Below are 20,212 nucleotides of genomic sequence, written 5' to 3' on the forward strand. Positions count from 1 at the left end.
ATTTCAATCCTCTTCGTGTTGACGCCGTCAGCACAGAACCATCCGGCCCCCAAGTATCGGGGTGACGACTCGGACGCATGCCATGTGCGACAGTTACCACATGCTCCTGGCACTGCTGCGCCAGTACATCCGGCCGTACCGCCGACTGGTCGCGGTGCTGATGGTGCTGCAGCTGATCAGTACCCTGGCGTCGCTGTATCTCCCGACGGTCAACGCGGCGATCATCGACGACGGCGTCTCCAAAGGCGACACCGCGACCATCGTCAGGCTCGGCATGGTGATGCTGGCGGTCACCGGATTGCAGGCGTTGTGCTCGGTCGGGGCGGTCTACTTCGGCTCCCGGACCGGGATGGGTTTTGGCCGTGACCTGCGCTCGGCGATGTTCGATCACATCACCACGTTCTCCGAGCGCGAGACCGCGCGATTCGGAGCGCCGACGTTGTTGACTCGAACCACCAACGATGTCCGGCAGATCCAGTACTTGGTTCAGATATCCGGCACCGTGCTGGTGACCGCGCCGATCATGTGCGTCGGCGGCATCGTCATGGCCATCCACCAGGAGGCCGCGCTGACCTGGCTGCTGCTGGTCAGCGTCCCGATTTTGGCGGTGACAAACTACTGGATCAGCTCCCATATGCTGCCGCTGTTTCGCAGCATGCAAAGTTTGATCGACGGCATCAATCGGGTGATGCGCGATCAGTTGTCCGGCATCAGGGTGGTCCGGGCGTTCACCCGCGAACCCTTTGAGCGTGCCAGGTTTGAGCGGGCCAATGCCGCGCTCTCGGATGCCGCGCTGGGCGCCGGTAACTGGCAAGCGCTGATGCTGCCAGTCACCACGCTGACCATCAATGTGTCCAGCGTCGCGCTGATCTGGTTCGGCGGGCTGCGCATCGATAACGGCCAGATGCAGGTCGGTTCGCTGACCGCCTTCCTGGCCTACTTCACCCAGATCCTGATGGCGGTGTTGATGGCAACGATGACCTTGGTGGTCTTGCCCCGCGCATCCGTGTGCGCCGAGCGGATCACCGAGGTGCTGTCCACCCGCGCTGCCGTCGGCAACCCGCCATGCCCCCGATTCCCGCGCGGTGGGGTCACCGGCGTAGTGCGCTTGGACGACGTGACGTTCACCTACCCGGGCGCTGACCGTCCAGTGCTGCAGGACATCTCGTTCACCGCACTGCCCGGTACCACGACAGCGGTGGTGGGCAGCACCGGTTCGGGCAAGTCGACGCTGGTGGCGCTGATCTGCCGGCTGTACGACGTGACCGCCGGCGCGGTCCTGGTCGACGGCGTCGACATCCGCGACTACCACACCGAGCGGCTCTGGTCGGCGATCGGGCTGGTGCCCCAACGCGGCTACCTGTTTTCCGGCACCGTCGCCGACAACCTGCGCTACGGCGCGGCCCCCGATCAGGTGATCACCGACGAGCAGATGTGGGCTGCGCTGCGGGTGGCCGACGCCGACGGATTCGTCCGGGCACACGATGACGGACTGCAGATGCGCGTCGCCCAGGGCGGAATCAACTTCTCTGGTGGGCAACGGCAACGGTTGGCCATTGCGCGCGCCGTCATCCGCCGTCCGACCATCTATCTGTTTGACGACGCGTTCTCCGCACTCGACGTACACACCGACTCACGGGTCCGCGAGTCGCTGCGCGAGATATCCGACAATGCCACAATTATCGTTGTAACACAGCGAATTTCGACTGCCACCCAGGCCGACCAAGTGATCGTTGTCGACGACGGGAAACTGGCGGGTTCGGGCACTCATGAGTCACTGATGGCTGACTGCGCTACCTATGCGGAGTTCGCCGACTCGCAGTCGGTCAGTGCCGGCGCCGGAGACGCGCAGTGACGGTAGCCGCCGCACCCGCCCGGTCCCGCGACTTCTGGGGTTCGGCTGGACGCTTGGTGAAACAGCTGGTGCCGCAACGTCGGTTAAGCCTCGCGGTGGTCACACTCGGCATCACCGGCACCGCTATCGGGGTCATCGTTCCGCGGGTTCTCGGGCACGCCACCGATCTGCTCTTCAACGGCGTGATCGGGCGACGGCTACCCGCGGGAATCAGCAAAGCGCAGGCGGTCGCCGCAGCCCGGGCCCGTGGCGACAATGCCTTCGCCGACCTATTGTCTGGGATGAACGTAACCCCAGGCAAAGGCGTGGACTTCGTCGCGGTAGGAAGAACGCTAGGACTGGCGTTGGCTCTGTATTTGCTTTCCGCACTGCTGATTTGGGCACAAGCCAGGTTGCTCAACGTCACCGTGCAGCGCATCATGGTCGCGCTGCGTTCCGACGTCGAAGACAAAGTGCACCGGCTGCCGCTGTCCTACTGCGATGCACGGCAGCGCGGTGAGCTGCTGAGCCGGGTCACCAACGATATCGACAACCTCCAATCCTCACTGTCAATGACACTCAGCCAGCTGTTGACGTCACTGTTGAGCGTGGTGGCGGTGCTGGCGATGATGGTGTCGATCTCGCCGTTGCTGGCGCTGGTTGCGTTGCTGACGGTGCCGATGTCGCTACTAGCGACGCGAGCGATCGCGCGACGCTCGCAGCGGCTGTTCGTGGCTCAGTGGACGAGCACCGGACGTCTCAACGCCCATATCGAGGAGACCTACAGCGGGTTCACGGTGGTTAAGACGTTCGGCCACCAGGCTGCAGCGCGAGAACAGTTCCACACCTTCAACAATGACGTGTACCAGGCGAGTTTCGGCGCCCAGTTCTGCTCCGGTCTGGTATCACCGGCAACAACGTTCATTGGCAACTTGGGCTACGTGGTGGTCGCTGTGCTGGGTGGCCTACAGGTAGCCACCGGACAAATCACGCTCGGCAACATCCAGGCCTTCATTCAATACGTCCGGCAATTCAACATGCCGCTGAGCCAGGTGGCGGGAATGTACAACACCCTGCAATCCGGGGTAGCCAGCGCCGAGCGGGTCTTCGACTTGCTCGACGAGGTCCCTGAGAAACCCGACGCACCGCCGGCAGCCGAGCTGCCGCTGCCCAATGGCCAGCGCCCACGTACCAGCGGGCGGGTGGAGTTTCAGCATGTGAGCTTCGCTTACTGCGCGGGCACCCCGGTGATCGACGACCTGTCGATGGTGGCCGAACCGGGCAGCACGGTAGCGATCGTCGGACCGACCGGAGCGGGCAAAACCACCCTGGTGAACCTGCTCATGCGATTCTATGAGGTGGATTGCGGCCGAATCCTGATCGACGGGGTCGACATCACCATGATGAGCAGACATGCGCTGCGCTCACGAATTGGCATGGTGCTGCAAGACACCTGGCTATTCGACGGGACGATCGCGGAAAACATTGCCTACGGACGGCCGCAGGCCAGCGACGACGAGGTGATAGCAGCCGCCAAGGCGGCCTACGTCGACCGGTTTGTCCACACATTGCCGGCGGGCTACCAGACCCGGGTCAGTGGCGACGGCGGCAACCTCAGCGCCGGCGAGAAGCAACTCATCACCATCGCCCGCGCATTTCTGGCCCGGCCGCAGCTGTTAATCCTGGACGAGGCAACCAGTTCGGTCGATACCCGCACCGAGGCCCTCATCGCACGCGCCACCCGCGAGCTTCGCCAGAATCGAACGAGTTTCATTATCGCGCACCGTCTCTCAACGATCCGCGATGCGGACCGCATTCTGGTGGTGGAGTCCGGCCAGCTTGTAGAACAAGGCAATCACGCCGAGCTCCTGGCCCGACGGGGGGCGTATTACCGAATGACGCAAGCCTGAGCGCGGCCTTGTGGCTGGCCGGCTAACCGATGTTGTCCTCCTGGGCTGACCCGGTTTCGATGGTGATCGGCGGCGGCGACCCCCACGGAGTCATCGCTGACAACGCGTCGAGCACCGCCAGCTCATAGACCGTCATCTCGTGGACGTCGTCCATCCAGTACCGCTTGTATTTGGCCTCGAGGGTCGCGATCGCCGCAGTGTTTTGCCCCAACGCGTTGTCGGTCTCCAGCTGATGAACCGCATCGCGGTTAGCGCTAATATCCTTTGGGTCCACCATCTTCTTACGCGCAGTCAAATAGGCCTCGTGGATGCGGTGGATCTCCTTGGGAATCACGCCAAGCTGCGCTTCGAGCTCAATCAGCCACTCAAAAAACGGACCGATCGCCTGATGCATCTGCATCGCCGACGAACCTGACCACTCCGCCAGCAGCGTGTCGAGCACTTTCATGAACGGCTTAAAAACCTCGGAAGTCATCTGCGCAGCTACGGATTCCCACGCCTCGGCGGCGGCGAGCAACGAAGCAGGACCCGGCCCAGCATATATGTTGGCGGAGTTGATCTCTGGTGGGAATCTCCGTATAGGACCTCTGATGGTAACGCGCCGACTAACGTCACTTTGTTCGTTATTCCTTTCGGTTCGTGACGACTGCTGTTGTTCGTATGTTTGCGGTGCTGGTATTGCCCTCATCGGGGTCAGTCGAAGGCTTTGGCATCGTCGGTCACGAGGGACACAGCAGTGGCATCATAGCTGCACAGCGGCTACCTGCAACGCTTCGGGGTTCGTGATCGCACAAGACATGCCGACCTCCGCTTCCCGCGCCGCAGCCACGCTGAACGACGGTGTCCATGTCCGCATCTGTGATGATGAATTTACATTCCAGATCGCTGCGGGACACTAGGCTAGGCGTTCGTGCTGTGCAACATTTTTCACTGAAACAGCCCACATCTAAATCGACCAATTACTACAAGACTTTTCGCTAACACCAGACCAGTCCGCCCCTTAGCAGCGGTGCAACGTGGTGAGGCAGTCCGCACGCTCGCATTATGCGAGATGTTGCGGTTTTCGTGCGGCCGGCCTGGTGTGGGCTTACCGTCATGATTGCCACGCCGGAACGTTGCGGCGGACTGTGGGTTGGTCGGGAGGATCAGCGATGAACGACGCGCGGGACTCGCGGGTGGGGACAATGTTTGGCCCCTATCACCTCAAACGGCTGCTCGGCCGCGGCGGGATGGGCGAAGTCTACGAAGCCGATCACACCATCAAAGAGTGGACAGTAGCAGTCAAACTGATGTCGCAAACCTTCAGCAACGACCCGATATTTCGCGAACGAATGAAACGCGAAGCACGCATCACAGGCCGACTGCATGAGCCCCATGTAGTACCCATCCACGACTACGGCGACATCGACGGGCAAATGTATCTGGAAATGCGCCTCATCGACGGCACCGACCTGGACAGCGTGCTGAAACGGTTCGGCCCACTAACCCCGCCCCGCGCGGTCGCCATCATCACCCAAATCGCCTCAGCCCTTGACGCCGCCCACGCCGCTGGCGTGATGCACCGCGACGTTAAACCCCCTAACGTGCTACTCACCCGCGACGACTTCGCCTACCTAGTCGACTTCGGAATCGCTAGCGCCACCACCGACGAAAAACTCACCCAACTAGGAACCGCGGTCGGCACTTGGAAATATATGGCCCCCGAACGGTTTTCCAACGACGAGGTAACCTACCGGGCCGACATCTACGCACTCGCCTGCGTGCTCTACGAGTGCCTCACCGGCGCCCCACCCTACCGAGCCGACAGCGCCAGCACACTGGTCACCGCCCACCTCATGAACCCCATCCCCCAACCCAGCACCCAACGCTCAGGCATCCCCAAAGCCTTCGACACCGTCATCGCACGCGGCATGGCCAAAAAACCCGAAGACCGCTACGCCAGCGCCGGCGACCTCGCACTAGCCGCCCACGAAGCACTCAGCGACCCCGACCAAGACCACGCCGCCAACATCGTGCGCCGCAGCCAAGAAGCCACCCTGCCCACCCCAGCAGCCACCACCGCACCACCACGTCCACCAACCCCACCGCAACAGCCACCCACCGGCTACCCCAACTGGACGCCAACCAACAACTGGAGCGGCCTACCCCCATACACACCACCACCACCACGCAACCGCAACCCCTGGCCCATCATCGCTGCTGTCGCCGTTGTCCTCGTTGTTATCGTTGGCGCTGTGGGCATCTGGATAGTTGTCAGACCCAATCCCAAACCCACACTTGCACCGGCTCCCCATCCAATACCGGCTGAGCGTCTCAGCGATCTATTGCTGAGCCCCTCAGAAATCGACTCCATCATGGACTCCTCAACCATGGAGCCCGGGAAGCCCATCACGTCGATGGACGCCTCCCCGGTGACGCTGTCACAGCCAGCCTGCCAAGGCGCCCTCTATACCAGTCAGGATCCGGTGTATGCAGGCACCGGCTACATCGGGGTAAGCGGCTTAGTGTCGTCCGAACCCGGAGACAACTACGACCACTGGGTCAACCAAGCCGTGGTGCTCTTTCCGTCGGCGGACAAAGCCAAGGCATTCCTAGAGACGTCGGCACACAACTGGAAAGGCTGCTCCGGCAAGACAATTACCGTCACGAACAAAAACAAGACGTACAGGTGGACGTTTGCACAAATCAACGGCCATCCTCCGAAAATTACGGTGGTGGACACGCAGGAGGGCGCTGACGGCTGGGAGTGCCAACGCGCGATGGGCGTGGCCAACAATGTGATCGTCGACGTGAACGCATGCGGCTACCACATCGACAGCGATCAAGGTGGCCAGATCACCGACAAGATCGTCGAAAGAATCAACAACCAATAGCCGCGTCGGTTAAGGCTGAAGATCCGGCCCCTGCGCACGCAAATCGTCGACCGCCGACATCGCGGTACGCAGCTTGGTCAGCCACTCCTCGGTGTGCTCACCAACCAACTTGACCGACCACGCGAGTGCGTCGGCGCGGGACCGGGCGACGCCGGCATCAACCAGTGTGTCCAGCACCTGACGCTCCGGTTGCTTCAGGCGCGTCATCACCGGTACGGCGATGTGAGTGAATAGGATTCGTTCACCTGCGACCGCTACGCCCCAAGATACCTTGCGGCCGTAGCGATCCTGCGCTTCATCGGCGATCCTCATTCGTTCCGGCCGGGTTTCTTCACGGAACCGCGAGACCCGGCCTTGCGCGCGGGCCTCGCTTTCTTCCTTTCCGACGCTGTCGGATTCAGCGAGGTTGCCGATGACCGTGATCTCTTCGCGGTCAACGATGACCATGGGATCGCCGTCGAACCAGTCATCGGGAAGGCGGCCGGCGAACCATTCCGCCGCGCCGCTGGCATCGGGTTGCGCAGCTTGCTGCCAGCCCCCGGGGCGGCCGTATCGGCGCCCATGCGTGTGATATTGCTTCATGATTACATGATTACACTGTTATATCTGGCAGGAAACCGCGTTCACCGGCAGCGAACGTCAAACCGTTGCCGGGGCCAGTGTCTCGACACGGGCGAAACTGCCGACCGAAGCCCAAGCCGCAGCGGCAGAATGACCCGCCAGCCCATTCACGCCGTCGACCACCACGCCGACGAGCAGCCTGGTTGTTCGGCGGCTAGCCCAAGCGAGTGCGCTCAGCCCGGAAAAGCGTTGCTATCAGGGGCGCGACGTTGTATTTTTGGTAGCGAAGCAGGCCCGGAAGCGACCAATCCAAAGCGCCGGAAGACGGGGTGAGAGCCGGCCGCGTGGGACTAGCGCAGGACGCTGTCAGACGTCCCCTAGAGGCGCTCCGGGCCTGCCCATTTGTGCGCCGAATCAGCTAGCTACGTCGTTCGCCGCAGCAACTTTTGCCGCGCCGAACTGGGCACGGCAGCGGCGGGTGGGGCGTTTTGGGAGCCCCCTGGGGACGGATCCGAGGCGGGATCCGACTTGTCGGACCCATCGCCTCGCCGGACCCGAAAGAGTTTGACCTCACTCTTGATGCCCCTGAGGCGACGTGGGCCGGCGTATGACCAGTGGAATCCCGCCGCGTCACCGACCGCCTCGCACACCGAATCCGCAACCAGCACGCTGCCCGGCCGTGCCACCCCCGTGACCCGGCTTGCCACATTCACCGGACTACCAAACCAATCGCCGGCCCGGCTCACCGCCATCCCAAAAGCCACCCCCGCACGCAACCGAGGAAAGTCGTTGTCGGTGTCAATAACTTCAACAAGCTTTAGCACCACATCCAGCAACGGCGCCGGCTCGGGGCAGACAAACATCACCGCGTCGCCAATCGTTTTGACATAGCGCACCGGTGGGACAGTCAGGTCACGCGCGAGCTCAGCCAGGCGGCCGGCGAGTTGCCCTAGCTCCTCTGCTGAAACCACCTCACCCAGCCGGGTGAAGCCGACAAGGTCGGCGAAGGCGACGGTCACCTGACGCGCACCCGGCAGCGGCGTTCCGGCGGCTCGCTCGCCCGCACTGACCGCTTCGGTCTCCATCATGTGCCGCAGCTGCATGAACAGCATGTCCTCAATCATCGGGCCGAGCATCGGCACGATCCGGCTGACCAGCTCTTGCGACGCTTTGGCGATCTCCACCTCAGTGACTCCCGGGTGCATGATCGCCGCCAAAGCGGTGTATCGCATAACTTCTGCAGCATGTGACAGGCCCTCGGCGAGGACCCGCACGACGAGCACGACGTGATCGGGATCCAGCCCAAGCTCAATGAACCGCTGTACATGTGCGGCCGCCTCACCGTCCGCGCGCATGTGCACGGCCGCGTCAAGGTCATCCACGCTGGCGAGTCCGATGGCGCGCTGCACGCGCTGCAGCAACACCGGGTCAACGTCGTACCGCTCGCTGATCTCGCGAGCCGAAACGTAGGTGCCGTCGTCACCAACAAGGTGACGGGTAGCTACGAGCAGCGGCGGGTTGGTCGCCCGGATCTCATCAGCGGTGATGCCCTGCCCTATCAACCACTCGACAAGCTCGGCGCGTTCCGCACGCGCGGCGCCTGCCAAGCCGCCGAGCAGATCCTCGATGTTCTGGGACGCTTGATCTATGTGGTTGTCCACACTGGTCAACGTATAACGCCGGCGCGCAGTCGGGTGCGGTGATCAGCGCGACGGGCTAGTGCTGGGGCTGCCATCGGATGGGTGCAGCGGCACCTGGGTTCCACTGCGCCAGACGGCTTTGACGTCGCAAAGCCCGGCGAGGTCGTGATCGTCTACACCGCCGGCAACAGCCAGCAGATCAGCGTCATAACCCGGTGCGATACGGCCCTTGCGGTGACCCAGTCCACAGCTGGCAGCGGCCGCGGCCGTCGCGCACGTCAGCACCTCGGTGCCGGTGAAGCCATGTCGGGACAGATCCACCAGCTCGTGGGGTAACACGTTATGGGGTTTTTCCGGGCTGACACCAGCATCGGTAGACAAGGCGACATGCGCACCAGAATCCATGAGCTGGCGGATATTTCGCCGGATATCCCGGCTGATTGACACGATGTGCTGCGCCATCCCCGGGTGCACGCGAGCAATCGTGATACCGCACCACACCCCCTGAGCAACGATCGCTGCAATGATGTCCGGACTGGCGACATCGATTTGAGGGCCGTTTTCGCTGAGGAAGGTGCAGTGTTCGATCCCGTCCACACCCGCGGCGAGCGCCTCGGCAATCCCAGCGGTGGCGTGTGCGTGTGCAGTCACCGGTAATCCGACCTGATGAGCCGCCGCAACCACCGCGGCCAATTGATCATGGTCGTACTGCGGCCGCCACGGATCGGTTCCGACCGTGGTAAATCCGCCGGTGGCCATCACCTTGATCCAATCCACTCCCCGCGCGGCCCGCTCCTGCACCGCGTCAATGAGTGCCTCGGTGCTATCAGCCTCACCGCCGAGGTACCAACAATGCCCACCGGTGCGAGTCAATGGCGGCCCGGCAACCACCAGTTCCGGCCCCACCGTGGCTCCCTGCCGGTATTCGTCGCGCAGCGACAAGGTCGCAAAGTCGCGGTCGCCCAGATCGCGAATCGTGGTGATGCCCGAAGTTAGCGCGGCCTCAGCATGCCGTCGTGCCCGCCGCAGCAGCACCTCCGCCGGGTCGCTAGCCAAATCTTGGGGGTTACCGGTGGGGTCCCAGCACAGATGCGCATGCGCATCCACGAGGCCCGGCAACAAAGTTGACTCCCCCAGGTCCACCAGAGGCATATCCGGCGGGCAGACGGCGCCGGCAAAATCGACTGCCCGGATTTGACCATCCTCAACCATGATCGTTGCCGGTCCGCTGTGAAACCGGTACCCGTCGAACACGTGATCAGCGCGAATCGCAATGCATCGCGGTGCGGACTGCATATCAAGGGTCTTTCGACGTGCCTGCGGCTGTCACCGGTAAACATACAGCGGCAATAAAGCCGGCGACCAGTCAGTGGTTCACCTAAGCGCCATGATCGATCTGAAAAGCTTGGTGGCCAACGACTTTACTAATGCCGCGTCATGACACCGGCGGTCGCCGGTGGGCCCACGGTCGTGCGGCTTCGATCTGGGCGGACAGCGACAACAGCGTCGCTTCGTCGTACGGCCGCCCGACGAGCTGCACTGACATCGGCAGGCCATCACCGTCCAAGTCCCATGGGACGGCCGCGGCGGGTTGACCGGTCAGATTCCAGATCGGGTAGTACGGAATGCGTTGCGCTACCAGCAGCAGTGTCGACAGCGCGCCGCGGCGCTGGTAGGCGCCGACGCGGAACGGGCCGTTGGCGGTGCCCGGGGTGACGACGACATCGACGTCGTCGAAGATCGACTGGATCCGGCGGCTCAGCGCCGCCTCTCCGGCGCGAATGGCGGCCATTCGCCGGTCCGAGAAAAATGATCCCAACCGGGCCAGCACCCGGGTGCGTGCTTCGAGCCGGTCGGGGTGCGCCTGCGCATCCGCGTCGTCGCTGATGCCGCGCAGGTATCGGGGCAAATAGTTCGCATAGAACGCGGGCCGCGGATATTCAGGGTCGCGTATGACGACGTCGTGGCCCAGCTCGCGAAGCAATGCACCGGCCTGGCCGACGGCTGCCAGCTCTTCCCGGCCGACCCTAACGGGAAACGTTGGAACCTTGGTGCTCAAGGCAATTCGCAGCTTGCCGGGATTACGCGCCGCCGCGGCCACGAACTCACCTTCGGTACCGGGGGCCCCGGACCCTGTGGCCGTCGCGTCAAGAAACAACGCCGCGTCCATCACCGACCGCGTGATCGGGCCATTGACGCTGAGTCCGTACCACGCCTGGTCATGCGGCTCTAATGAGATCCGATCGCGTTGCGGTTTCAGACCGAACACGCCACACCAGGACGACGGGATGCGGATCGACCCGCCGCCGTCGGACCCCAGTGCCAGCGGAGCCAGCCCGGCGGCCACCGCGGCAGCACTCCCGCCGCTGCTGCCGCCCGGCGTGCGCGCCGGGTTCCACGGGTTACGGGTGGCCCCGAAGGTCAGCGACTCGGTGTACGGCATCATCATCAGCTCGGGCACTGCGGTTTTGCCGATGATGACCGCGCCCGCCGCGCGCAGCCGACGCACCACCTCAGCGTCGGAGATCGCCGCCGGACGGTGGCCGCCACTGCCGTACGTCGTCACCTCGCCGGCGACGTCGACATCGTCTTTGATGGCGATCGGCACCCCCAGCAGCGGCAGCCGCTCACCGGCATCGAGGCGGTCCTGTGCCGCGGCAGCTTCGGCCCGCGCTTGATCGACGAGTACGACGCGATAGCAGCGCAGCTGAGTATCCAGACGCGCGATCCGTCCCAGGTACATCTCCAGCAGAGCTGGCGCGGTGACTTCACCGTCGGCCAGCATTCGTGCCTGTGCGGCAGCGCCGGCGAAGGCGAGATCGGTTGCGTTCACCGCGGCAGCATATCGGGCTGGCTTAAGCGACCCGCGGGCGTCAGGCGCGAAGATGTGGTGCATATTCTCCCGTGCACAGTGGGCTCAGCCACGCTGTGGCCACGTTGGGGTGGTGGCTGGTACCCGGCAGCAAAAGACGAGAGGGCACAGACTACTGACATGCACGACAACGTTTTCAATCTGTTGACCGAGCAGCAGCTTCGGGCCCGCAACACGATCAAGTGGAACTTCTTCGGACCCGACGTGTTGCCGCTGTGGGTGGCGGAGATGGACTATCCCACGGCACCGGCGGTGCTTGACGGGGCGCGGGCCTGCGTTGAGAACGAGGAGTTCGGCTACCCACCGTTCGGCGAGGACACGTTGCCGAGGGCGACCGCCGACTGGTGCCGGCAACGTTACGGCTGGCACGTCCAACCCGACCGGATCCGCGTCGTTCCCGATGTCCTCAAGGGAATGGAAGTCGTTGTCAACTTCCTCACTCGCCCAGAGAGTCCGGTCGCGTTGCCCGTGCCCGCCTACATGCCGTTCTTTAGTGTCCTGCAGGTCACTGGCCGCCAGCGAGTGGAAATCCCGACGGTGCAGCAAGATTCGGGACGCTACGTTCTTGACCTAGACGCTCTTGAGGCCGCATTCGTGCAGGGGGCCGGATCGGTGATTCTGTGCAATCCCAACAACCCACTGGGCACCGCATTCACCGAAGCTGAGCTGCAAGCGATTGTGGACATTGCCGCCAGCCATGGCGCCCGGGTCATCGCCGACGAGATCTGGGGGCCACTGGTTTATGGACGCCGCCACATCGCGGCCGCGTCGGTGTCCGACCCGGCCGCCGAAACGGTGGTCACGCTGGTATCGGCCTCCAAAGGGTGGAACTTGCCCGGCCTGATGTGCGCTCAGGTCATCCTGTCCAATAGTCGAGACGTCGAAGAGTGGGACCGGATCAACATGCTGCACAAAATGGGCACATCCACGGTTGGTATCCGTGCCAACATCGCGGCCTACCAACATGGCGCGTCGTGGCTCGACGAGCTGATCAATTACCTGCAGGCTAACCGCGACCACCTGGTGCGGGTGCTGCCGGAGTTGGTCCCCGGGGTGAAGGTCAACGTCCCGGAGGGCACCTATCTATCCTGGGTGGACTTCCGCGGCCTCAACCTGCCGGCCGAGCCTGCCGAGTACTTGCTTGCGAACGCGAAGGTGGCGTTGTCGCCCGGTATCCCGTTCGGCGCCACGGTGGGCGCCGGATTCGCGCGGCTGAACTTCGGCACTACCCGGGCAATCCTCGATCGGGCGATCGAAGCGATCGCCACCGCGATCGTTCGGTGACTTGGACCAGTAACGTGGCGACATGTCCTGTGTGTTCTGCGCGATCGTCGCCGGGGAAGCTCCGGCTGTCCGGATCTACGAAGACGACGACTACCTGGCGATCCTGGACATCCGCCCGTTCACCCGCGGCCACACCCTGGTGCTGCCCAAACGGCACACCGTAGATCTGGCTGACACGCCACCGGAGACGTTGGCTGCGATGGTCACCATCGGCCAACGGATCGCTCAGGCAGCCCGCGCGACCGAACTGGCCGACGCCACAAACATCGCGATCAACGATGGTCGCGCCGCCTTCCAGACGGTGTTTCATATTCATCTGCACGTGCTGCCGCGCCGCAACGGCGACAAGTTATCGGTCGCCAAAGGGATGGTGCTGCGCCGGGACCCGGACCGGGAAACGACGGGTCGGATCCTGCGGGAAGCCCTGGCCCAGATTGATGTGAGCCGGTCGGACTAGCAAAGCTCTTGCCGTGCTGTTAAGAACGTGATCGGCTTGGCGGTCAAGCCGGCGAAATTGCCGTGATGGTCGTGACTAGTGGCGCTTGCACAACCCCCACAGCAATTTCGACGCTGGGCGCGCGGCGCGCGCTACGGGGGCGGAGCCGGGCACATCGCCGACGCCCAGGTCAATGCCTGGCGGAGCGGCAGCCTCCTAGCCGTTCAGGTAATCCCGGCCAACTTCTTGGCGTCGCGGAAAATGTTGTCGAGCATTGCCGGCGTCAACCTACCGGTGAACATGTTCTGCTGACTCGGGTGGTAGCAGCCGAGCAAGCGCACACCGGAGGGCAGCTGCGCCACAACGCCGTGGCCGAATCGCGGCTTGCGCATTCCGGAGGTGCCCGGTAGTTGAAGCGCGACCTGCCAGGCAAATCCACCCAGGGCGACGATTACCCGGACGTGCTCGAACACCAACCGCCATTCGGCATCCAGCCAGGGCGAGCAGGTCACCCGCTCCGCCGGCGTCGGAGCATTGCCCGGCGGGGCGCACCGTACCGGTGCAGTGATCCGAATCTGGTTGGCCCGCAACCCGTCTGCGGCGTCCACGCTGATCGGTGAGTTCACCAGCCCGGCCCGGTGCAGCGCGGCGTACAACTGGTCCCCAGAACGGTCGCCGGTGAACATCCGCCCGGTCCGGTTGGCGCCGTGCGCGGCGGGCGCCAGCCCCACGATCAACAGCCGCGGCTGCTCCGATCCCCAGCCGGGAACCGGCCGCCCCCAATACGGCTGGTCGGCGAAGGCTCGGCGTTTGACGACCGCGACCTCCTCACGCCAATCGACCAATCGCGGGCAGGCTCGGCACACGCTGATCTGCGCGTTGAGTTCGGGAATCGACCCAGCTCCGCCCGCCAACACCAAAACTTGCTCGGCATCGGCGGCAACCGGGGTCCGCGGTGTGGCCGGATCGCCCGGCCAGCCGGTTCCAGGCCCGACTGGAGAACCGAACGACTGGCCGGTATTGGGATGGCTGAGCACACGAACATCGAAGCATTCCGCCGCGCGCGGCGGCGAATGTGGCCCCACTACTGTGAGGTCCGAAATTCGGTGGCTCTGCGTGCGGCCTTGGCGTTAAATTCAGCCCCGCATGAGAAACAACAGCCGCGGCCCGGCGTTCCTGATCCTGTGCGCCGCGTTAGTGGCGTGCGCGGGTGATGGCATTTCCATCATTGCCTTCCCCTGGCTGGTGCTACAGCGCGGCGACAGCGCACGGGACGCGTCGATCGTGGCCGGCTCAACCACACTGCCCTTGCTCGCCTCGACACTGATCGCCGGCACGGCGGTCGACTACTTCGGACGCCGCCGGGTGTCATTGGTTTCCGATGCGTTGTCTGGCGCAGCGGTGGCTGGTGTCCCGCTGGTGGCGTGGGCGTTTGGCGGCCAGGCAGTTAATGTCGGGGTGCTGGCCGCGCTGGCCGCGCTCGCAGCGCTCTTCGGCCCCGCAGGGGTGACGGCTCGCCTGTCGATGCTGCCCGAGGCCGCCGCTCGGGCGGGCTGGTCTTTGGACCGAGTCAACAGTGTTTACGAGGCGATCCTCAACCTGGCATTTGTGGTCGGCCCGGGTGTCGGTGGCCTGATGATCGCCACGGTCGGCGGCATCACCACGATGTGGATCACCGCGGGAGCCTTCGGATTGTCGATCCTGGCGATTACCGCGTTGCGGCTCGAGGGCGCCGGTAAGCCGCACCACGCGACCCGACCGCAGGGGCTGGTATCCGGGATCGCCGACGGGCTGCGTTTCGTGTGGAGCCTGCGGGTCTTGCGCACCCTGGCCATGATCGACCTGGCGGTCACCGCACTGTACCTGCCGATGGAAAGCGTGCTGTTTCCGAAATACTTCACCGACCGGCATCAACCCCAGCAGCTGGGCTGGGTATTGATGGCGCTCTCGATGGGCGGTCTGGTGGGCGCGCTCGGCTACGCCGTGCTGTCACAACACGCGCGCCGACGCACGATCATGCTGACCGCAATCCTGACCTTCGGTTCGGCGACGGTGTTGATCGCGCTGCTGCCGCCGTTGCCGATCATCCTGGTACTGGTCGCGCTGATCGGCCTGCTCTATGGGCCGATCGCACCGATCTACAACTACGTGGTGCAAACCCGGGCGCCGCACTATCTGCGTGGCCGGGTGGTCGGGGTGATGACGTCGCTGGCGTTCGCCGCCGGCCCGTTGGGCCTGCTGCTGGCCGGTCCGTTGACCGACGCCGCCGGATTGCGGGCAGCGTTTTTGGCGTTGGCGCTGCCCATCGTGGTGACCGGGCTTGTCTGCGTCGGGTTGCCGTCGCTGCGCGAACTAGACCACGCACCAGAGTTGGTCGTCGATCCGGGCCCGTAGGATCGGGTCGTGGTTGCGGATGTGCTGACCAGTCTCATCGCCGATCTGCCCGACGGGATGGTGGTCACCGACCCGACCGTCACCGAGGGCTACCGGCAGGACCGCGCCTTGGACCCGTCGGCAGGCAAGCCGCTGGCCGTGGTTCGGCCACGACGCACCGACGAGGTGCAGACCGTGCTGCGCTGGGCCAGCGCCAACCGGGTGCCGGTGGTGGCCCGGGGAGCCGGCAGCGGCGTGTCGGGCGGTGCTACCGCGCTGGATGACGGGATCGTGCTGTCGACGGAAAAGATGCGTGACATCACCGTCGACCCCGTCACCCGCACCGCGGTGTGTCAGCCCGGCCTGTTCAACGTGGAGGTGAAGCAGGCCGCCGCCGAACATGGGCTGTGGTATCCACCTGATCCGTCGTCGTTCGAGATATGCAGCATCGGCGGCAACGTCGCCACCAACGCCGGCGGGCTGTGCTGTGTGAAGTACGGCGTCACCGGCGACTACGTGCTGGGCATGCAGGTAGTGCTGGCCGATGGCACCGCGGTCCGGTTGGGTGGCCCGCGGCTCAAGGACGTCGCAGGGCTGAGCCTGACCAAACTCTTCGTTGGCAGCGAAGGCACGCTGGGCGTCATCACCGAAGTAACACTGCGGCTGTTGCCCGCCCAAAACGCGTCGAGCATCGTGGTGGCCACCTTCGCCTCGGTCCAGACGGCTGTCGATGCCGTGCTGGGGGTCACCGCTCGGCTGCGTCCCGCAATGCTCGAATTCATGGATTCGGTGGCAATCAATGCCGTCGAGGACACCTGCCGGATGGACCTGGACCGCTCGGCCGCGGCAATGCTGGTGGCCGGCTCCGATGAACGCGGGCGCGCGGCCAGTCAGGACGCCGAACTGATGGCCGCGGTGTTCGCCGAAAACGGTGCCACAGAGGTGTTTTCCACCGACGATCCAGACGAGGGCGAAGCGTTTGTTGCCGCGCGCCGGTTCTGTATCCCGGCGGTCGAAAGCAAGGGATCGCTGTTGCTCGAAGACGTCGGAGTGCCGCTGCCGGCGCTGGGCATGTTGGTTACCGGGATCGCGCGCATCGCTGCCGAACGCGACCTGATGATTTCGGTGATCGCGCACGCCGGCGACGGCAACACCCATCCGTTGATCGTCTATGACCCCGCCGATGCCGCGATGACGGAGCGCGCCCATCTCGCGTTCGGAGAAATCATGGACCTGGCCGTCGGCCTCGGCGGCACCATCACCGGCGAACACGGCGTCGGCCGGTTGAAGCGGCCATGGCTGGACGGCTACCTCGGGCCCGACGTGATGGAGCTCAACCAGCGCATCAAGCACGCATTGGATCCGTTAGGAATCCTGAACCCCGGCGCGGCGATCTAGCCCGTGACCGCCGGATAGCGATTGACATCGCCGGCTTCGCGTCTTAGACATGAGACATGTTGCGAGCAATGTCTCACGGGTTTCAGCTCGCCACTGCCGACACCTGGCCCAATCCTTGGCCGATGTACCGCGCGCTGCGCGACCACGACCCGGTGCACCACGTTATCCCCGCCGACCAGCCCGAGGACGACTACTACGTCCTGTCCCGACACGCCGACGTCTGGTCGGCGGCCCGCGACCACGCGGCGTTCTCCTCCGGGCGGGGGCTCACCGTCAACTACAGCGATATGGAACTACTTGGGCTGCAAAACAACCCACCGATGGTGATGCAGGATCCGCCAGTGCACACCGAGTTCCGCAAACTGGTGTCACGCGGTTTCACCCCGCGACAGGTCGACGCGGTGGAGCCGAAGGTGCGTGATTTCGTCGTCGAGCGCATCGAGAGACTGCGCGCCCGTGGCGGCGGAGATATCGTCACCGAACTGTTCAAGCCATTGCCGTCGATGGTGGTCGCACACTATCTCGGTGTCCCCGAGGAGGATCGGGTTCAGTTCGACGGCTGGACTCAAGCCATCGTGGCGACCAACACGGCGGACGCCGACGGCAGCACCAACGCGCTGAAAACCGCCGGCGATGCGGTCGAGTCGATGATGGCCTACTTCACCGCGCTGGTCGAGCGACGCCGTACCGAACCCGAGGACGACACCGTCTCGCACTTGGTCGCTGCCGGGGTCAGCGCCCCGTCGGTGCTGGCGTTCACGTTCACGATGGTCACCGGCGGAAACGACACTGTCACCGGCCTGCTCGGCGGCTCGATGCCGTTGCTTCACCAGCGGCCCGACCAGCGTCAATTGCTCGTCGACCACCCAGAACTGATCCCCGATGCGGTTGCGGAACTGCTGCGGCTGACCTCCCCCGTCCAGGGACTAGCGCGCACCACCACGCGTGATGTCACGATCGGCGACACCACCGTCGCGGCGGGTCGCAGGGTGTTGCTGCTCTACGGGTCGGCCAACCGAGACGAACGCCAATACGGCCCGCAGGCCGGCGAGCTGGACGTGACCCGGTGCCCACGCAACATCCTGACCTTCAGCCACGGCGCACACCACTGCCTGGGCGCCGCGGCGGCCCGGATGCAATCCCGGGTTGCGCTGACCGAGCTGCTGGCCCGTTGCCCCGACTTCGAGGTCGACGAGTCCGGTATCGCGTGGGCCGGCGGCAGTTACATACGACGCCCACTGTCAGTGCCGATTACGGTGCGGCCGTGATGGCGGGCCCGGTAAAAGGCAGCGACTGGTTGGCCGCCAGACGCACCGAGGTTGCCGCTGATCGGATACTCGACGCCGCCGAGGACCTTTACACTCAGGGCGACCCGGCTTCGATTGGTATGAACGAGATCGCCAGGGCGGCAGGCTGTTCGCGCGCGACGCTGTACCGGTATTTCGAGAATCGTGAGGCACTGCGGACCGCATACGTGCACCGCGAGACCTACCGGCTCAGTGGCGAGATCAAGCGGCGGATCAACGGCATCGACGACCCACACGAACGTTTGGCCGCGAGCATCACCACCGCGTTGCGGATGGTTCGCGAAAGCCCGGCGTTGGCGTCGTGGTTTGTCAGTACCCGCCCGCCGCTCGGCGGCGAGATAGCCGGACAGTCTGAGGTGATCACGGCCCTGGCTACCGCATTCGTCAACTCACTGGGGCCCCACGACACCGCCACCGTCGCACGCCGGGCCCGTTGGGTGGTGCGGGTGATCACCTCGTTGTTGATGTTCCCGGGCCAAGACGACGCCGACGAGCGGGCAATGATTGAGGAGTTCGTCGTCCCGATCGTGACGCAGGTCCCCGCCCAATAGTTGTTCGTTCAGCCGGCCTGCCACAGCGTGCACCGCGGCGCACCGGCGTAGCGCTAATGCCCGATTATGTCGATGCGAATTTTTGTCGATATTGCTGAATTCGGCACCGGGCCGGCGTTATGTTAGGGCTCATCGATCATCGCCGGTTAATCAGAGTGTCGTGGAGGTGATGCGAGGCATGTTTGTTGTTCGCACACAACCTCTTCGCGTCGCGGCCGCTGCTGGGCGGCAATCGGATTGGCCTGTCATCAGGGTGCTCACGAAAAGCCACTGAGTTCACGCCCTAAGGAAGGATTGGTAATGAGTTACCCAATGTTGCCCCCCGAGGTCAATTCGGCGCTGATGGAGACCGGAGCCGGGTCGGGGCCGATGCTCGCGGCTGCCACAGCCTGGACTGGATTAGCCAGCGAGCTGCGCTCGGCGGCAAGCTCGTTTGGATCGGTGACCTCGGGCTTGGCTGGTGCGACGTGGCAGGGTCCCGCCGCTGCCGCGATGTCGGCCGCGGCCGCGCCATACACAGCATGGCTCGCCACGGCGGCTAGCCATTCCGAGGAGGCTGCCGCCCAAGCCGCGGCGGTGGTAGCGGCTTTCGAATCGGCGTTGGCCGCCACGGTGAAGCCTCCACTGGTGGCCGCTAATCGGGCCCTGCTGTCATGTCTGGCGCATACCAATATCTTCGGGCAGAACGTCCAGGCGCTGATGGCCATCGAGTCCGAGTACGAACAGATGTGGGCCCAGGATGTGAGCGCGATGGGCTGCTACCACGCCGGCGCCTCGCAGGCCTGGTCGAAGCTGTCACCGCTGCACTATCTGACGCGGTGCCTGCCTGGCATGCCCGGGACGGGGGGCGCGCCACCACCGGTGACGCCGCCACCGCCGGGGGGCGCGCCACCACCGGTGACGCCGCCACCGCCGGCGCAACCGCCGGGGGGCGGGACGCCAAGGCCAACACCACCGCCAAGGCCAGTGCCGGCGCCAAGGCCAGTGCCAACACCACCGCCAAGGCCAACACCGCCGGGAGACGCGACGAGGCCGCCGGTGCGCTCGCCCTCCGTACCTCCAAGGATGCCCACTCCAGCAAGGATGCGCATCGCACCCGAGTAGGGCCGCGGTAGCCCGACTTAGCCCCGAAGTAGCGACGTATCAGGGCTCGGTGTGGCGCACGCGGCAAGA

14 protein-coding genes and 3 pseudogenes are annotated in these 20,212 nt (G+C 64.5%); 11 read left to right on the top strand and 6 right to left on the bottom strand.

What is annotated here, in order from left to right; genetic code table 11:
• The first annotated feature begins 100 nt into the window (after nt 1-100).
• Together B586_RS14345 and B586_RS14350 are read left to right on the top strand one after the other, a co-directional pair.
• On the top strand, nt 101-1,855 hold the full coding sequence (locus B586_RS14345; protein WP_054880896.1) for an ABC transporter ATP-binding protein: 1,755 nt from the start codon (nt 101-103) through the stop codon (nt 1,853-1,855).
• Nucleotides 1,852-3,744, top strand: a complete 1,893-nt coding sequence (locus B586_RS14350) for an ABC transporter ATP-binding protein (RefSeq protein WP_054879605.1) — start codon at nt 1,852-1,854, stop codon at nt 3,742-3,744. Before B586_RS14345 ends, B586_RS14350 begins: the two co-directional genes overlap by 4 nt.
• Nucleotides 3,745-3,766: 22 nt before the next feature.
• Here the strand turns inward: B586_RS14350 and B586_RS14355 are convergent, their stop codons facing one another.
• Nucleotides 3,767-4,432, bottom strand: coding sequence for a PPE family protein (locus B586_RS14355; protein WP_082607635.1), 666 nt, complete (start codon nt 4,430-4,432; stop codon nt 3,767-3,769).
• Between the two features lie 463 nt (nt 4,433-4,895).
• Between B586_RS14355 and B586_RS14360 the strand changes: the two genes are divergently transcribed.
• Nucleotides 4,896-6,617 carry a serine/threonine-protein kinase PknH/PknJ gene (locus B586_RS14360; protein WP_054879603.1) on the top strand — a complete coding sequence of 574 codons (1,722 nt, stop codon included), beginning with the start codon at nt 4,896-4,898 and terminating at the stop codon, nt 6,615-6,617.
• 9 nt (nt 6,618-6,626) lie between these two features.
• On the opposite strand, the gene B586_RS14365 is transcribed toward B586_RS14360, so the two are convergent.
• The 4 genes and pseudogenes from B586_RS14365 to B586_RS14380 all read right to left on the bottom strand — a co-directional run bounded on the left by B586_RS14365 (nt 6,627) and on the right by B586_RS14380 (nt 11,651).
• Nucleotides 6,627-7,199, bottom strand: a complete 573-nt coding sequence (locus B586_RS14365; protein WP_047314909.1) for a hypothetical protein — start codon at nt 7,197-7,199, stop codon at nt 6,627-6,629.
• Between the two features lie 479 nt (nt 7,200-7,678).
• Nucleotides 7,679-8,839 (bottom strand): annotated as a pseudogene (locus B586_RS14370) (adenylate cyclase regulatory domain-containing protein); the annotation flags it as partial.
• A 42-nt stretch (nt 8,840-8,881) separates the two neighbouring features.
• Complete coding sequence (locus tag B586_RS14375; RefSeq protein ID WP_047314910.1) at nt 8,882-10,114, bottom strand: metal-dependent hydrolase family protein; 1,233 nt, start codon at nt 10,112-10,114, stop codon at nt 8,882-8,884.
• A 139-nt stretch (nt 10,115-10,253) separates the two neighbouring features.
• Nucleotides 10,254-11,651, bottom strand: coding sequence for an amidase (locus tag B586_RS14380; protein WP_156406789.1), 1,398 nt, complete (start codon nt 11,649-11,651; stop codon nt 10,254-10,256).
• Nucleotides 11,652-11,810: 159 nt separating this feature from the next.
• On the opposite strand from B586_RS14380, the gene B586_RS14385 reads away from it, so the two are divergent.
• Complete coding sequence (locus B586_RS14385; protein WP_047314911.1) at nt 11,811-12,974, top strand: MalY/PatB family protein; 1,164 nt, start codon at nt 11,811-11,813, stop codon at nt 12,972-12,974.
• 22 nt (nt 12,975-12,996) lie between these two features.
• Nucleotides 12,997-13,431, top strand: a complete 435-nt coding sequence (locus B586_RS14390; RefSeq protein ID WP_047314912.1) for an HIT family protein — start codon at nt 12,997-12,999, stop codon at nt 13,429-13,431.
• A 203-nt stretch (nt 13,432-13,634) separates the two neighbouring features.
• Here B586_RS14390 and B586_RS14395 read toward each other — a convergent pair whose 3' ends face one another.
• Complete coding sequence (locus B586_RS14395; RefSeq protein ID WP_054879602.1) at nt 13,635-14,447, bottom strand: uracil-DNA glycosylase; 813 nt, start codon at nt 14,445-14,447, stop codon at nt 13,635-13,637.
• A 109-nt stretch (nt 14,448-14,556) separates the two neighbouring features.
• Here B586_RS14395 and tap point away from each other — a divergent pair.
• From tap to B586_RS22140, 6 genes and pseudogenes are all read left to right on the top strand, one after another.
• Nucleotides 14,557-15,815: pseudogene (gene tap / locus B586_RS14400) on the top strand (multidrug efflux MFS transporter Tap); the annotation flags it as partial.
• Entirely contained in the window at nt 15,814-17,181 is a 1,368-nt protein-coding gene (locus tag B586_RS14405; RefSeq protein WP_054879601.1) for an FAD-binding oxidoreductase, read from the top strand. The pseudogene tap and the gene B586_RS14405, both read left to right, overlap by 2 nt.
• Before the next feature lie 56 nt (nt 17,182-17,237).
• Nucleotides 17,238-18,449 (top strand): cytochrome P450, encoded by a 1,212-nt coding sequence (locus B586_RS14410; RefSeq protein ID WP_054879600.1) that lies wholly within the window; start codon nt 17,238-17,240, stop codon nt 18,447-18,449.
• Nucleotides 18,449-19,039, top strand: a complete 591-nt coding sequence (locus tag B586_RS14415) for a TetR/AcrR family transcriptional regulator (protein ID WP_047315001.1) — start codon at nt 18,449-18,451, stop codon at nt 19,037-19,039. The genes B586_RS14410 and B586_RS14415 overlap by 1 nt, the downstream gene beginning before the upstream one ends.
• Nucleotides 19,040-19,339: 300 nt before the next feature.
• Nucleotides 19,340-19,894: pseudogene (locus B586_RS22135) on the top strand (PPE family protein); the annotation flags it as partial.
• Complete coding sequence (locus tag B586_RS22140) at nt 19,858-20,154, top strand: hypothetical protein (RefSeq protein ID WP_231584586.1); 297 nt, start codon at nt 19,858-19,860, stop codon at nt 20,152-20,154. The pseudogene B586_RS22135 and the gene B586_RS22140, both read left to right, overlap by 37 nt.
• Nucleotides 20,155-20,212: the final 58 nt, after the last annotated feature.

This window comes from Mycobacterium haemophilum DSM 44634 (assembly GCF_000340435.2).
Taxonomy (GTDB): Bacteria; Actinomycetota; Actinomycetes; order Mycobacteriales; family Mycobacteriaceae; genus Mycobacterium; species Mycobacterium haemophilum.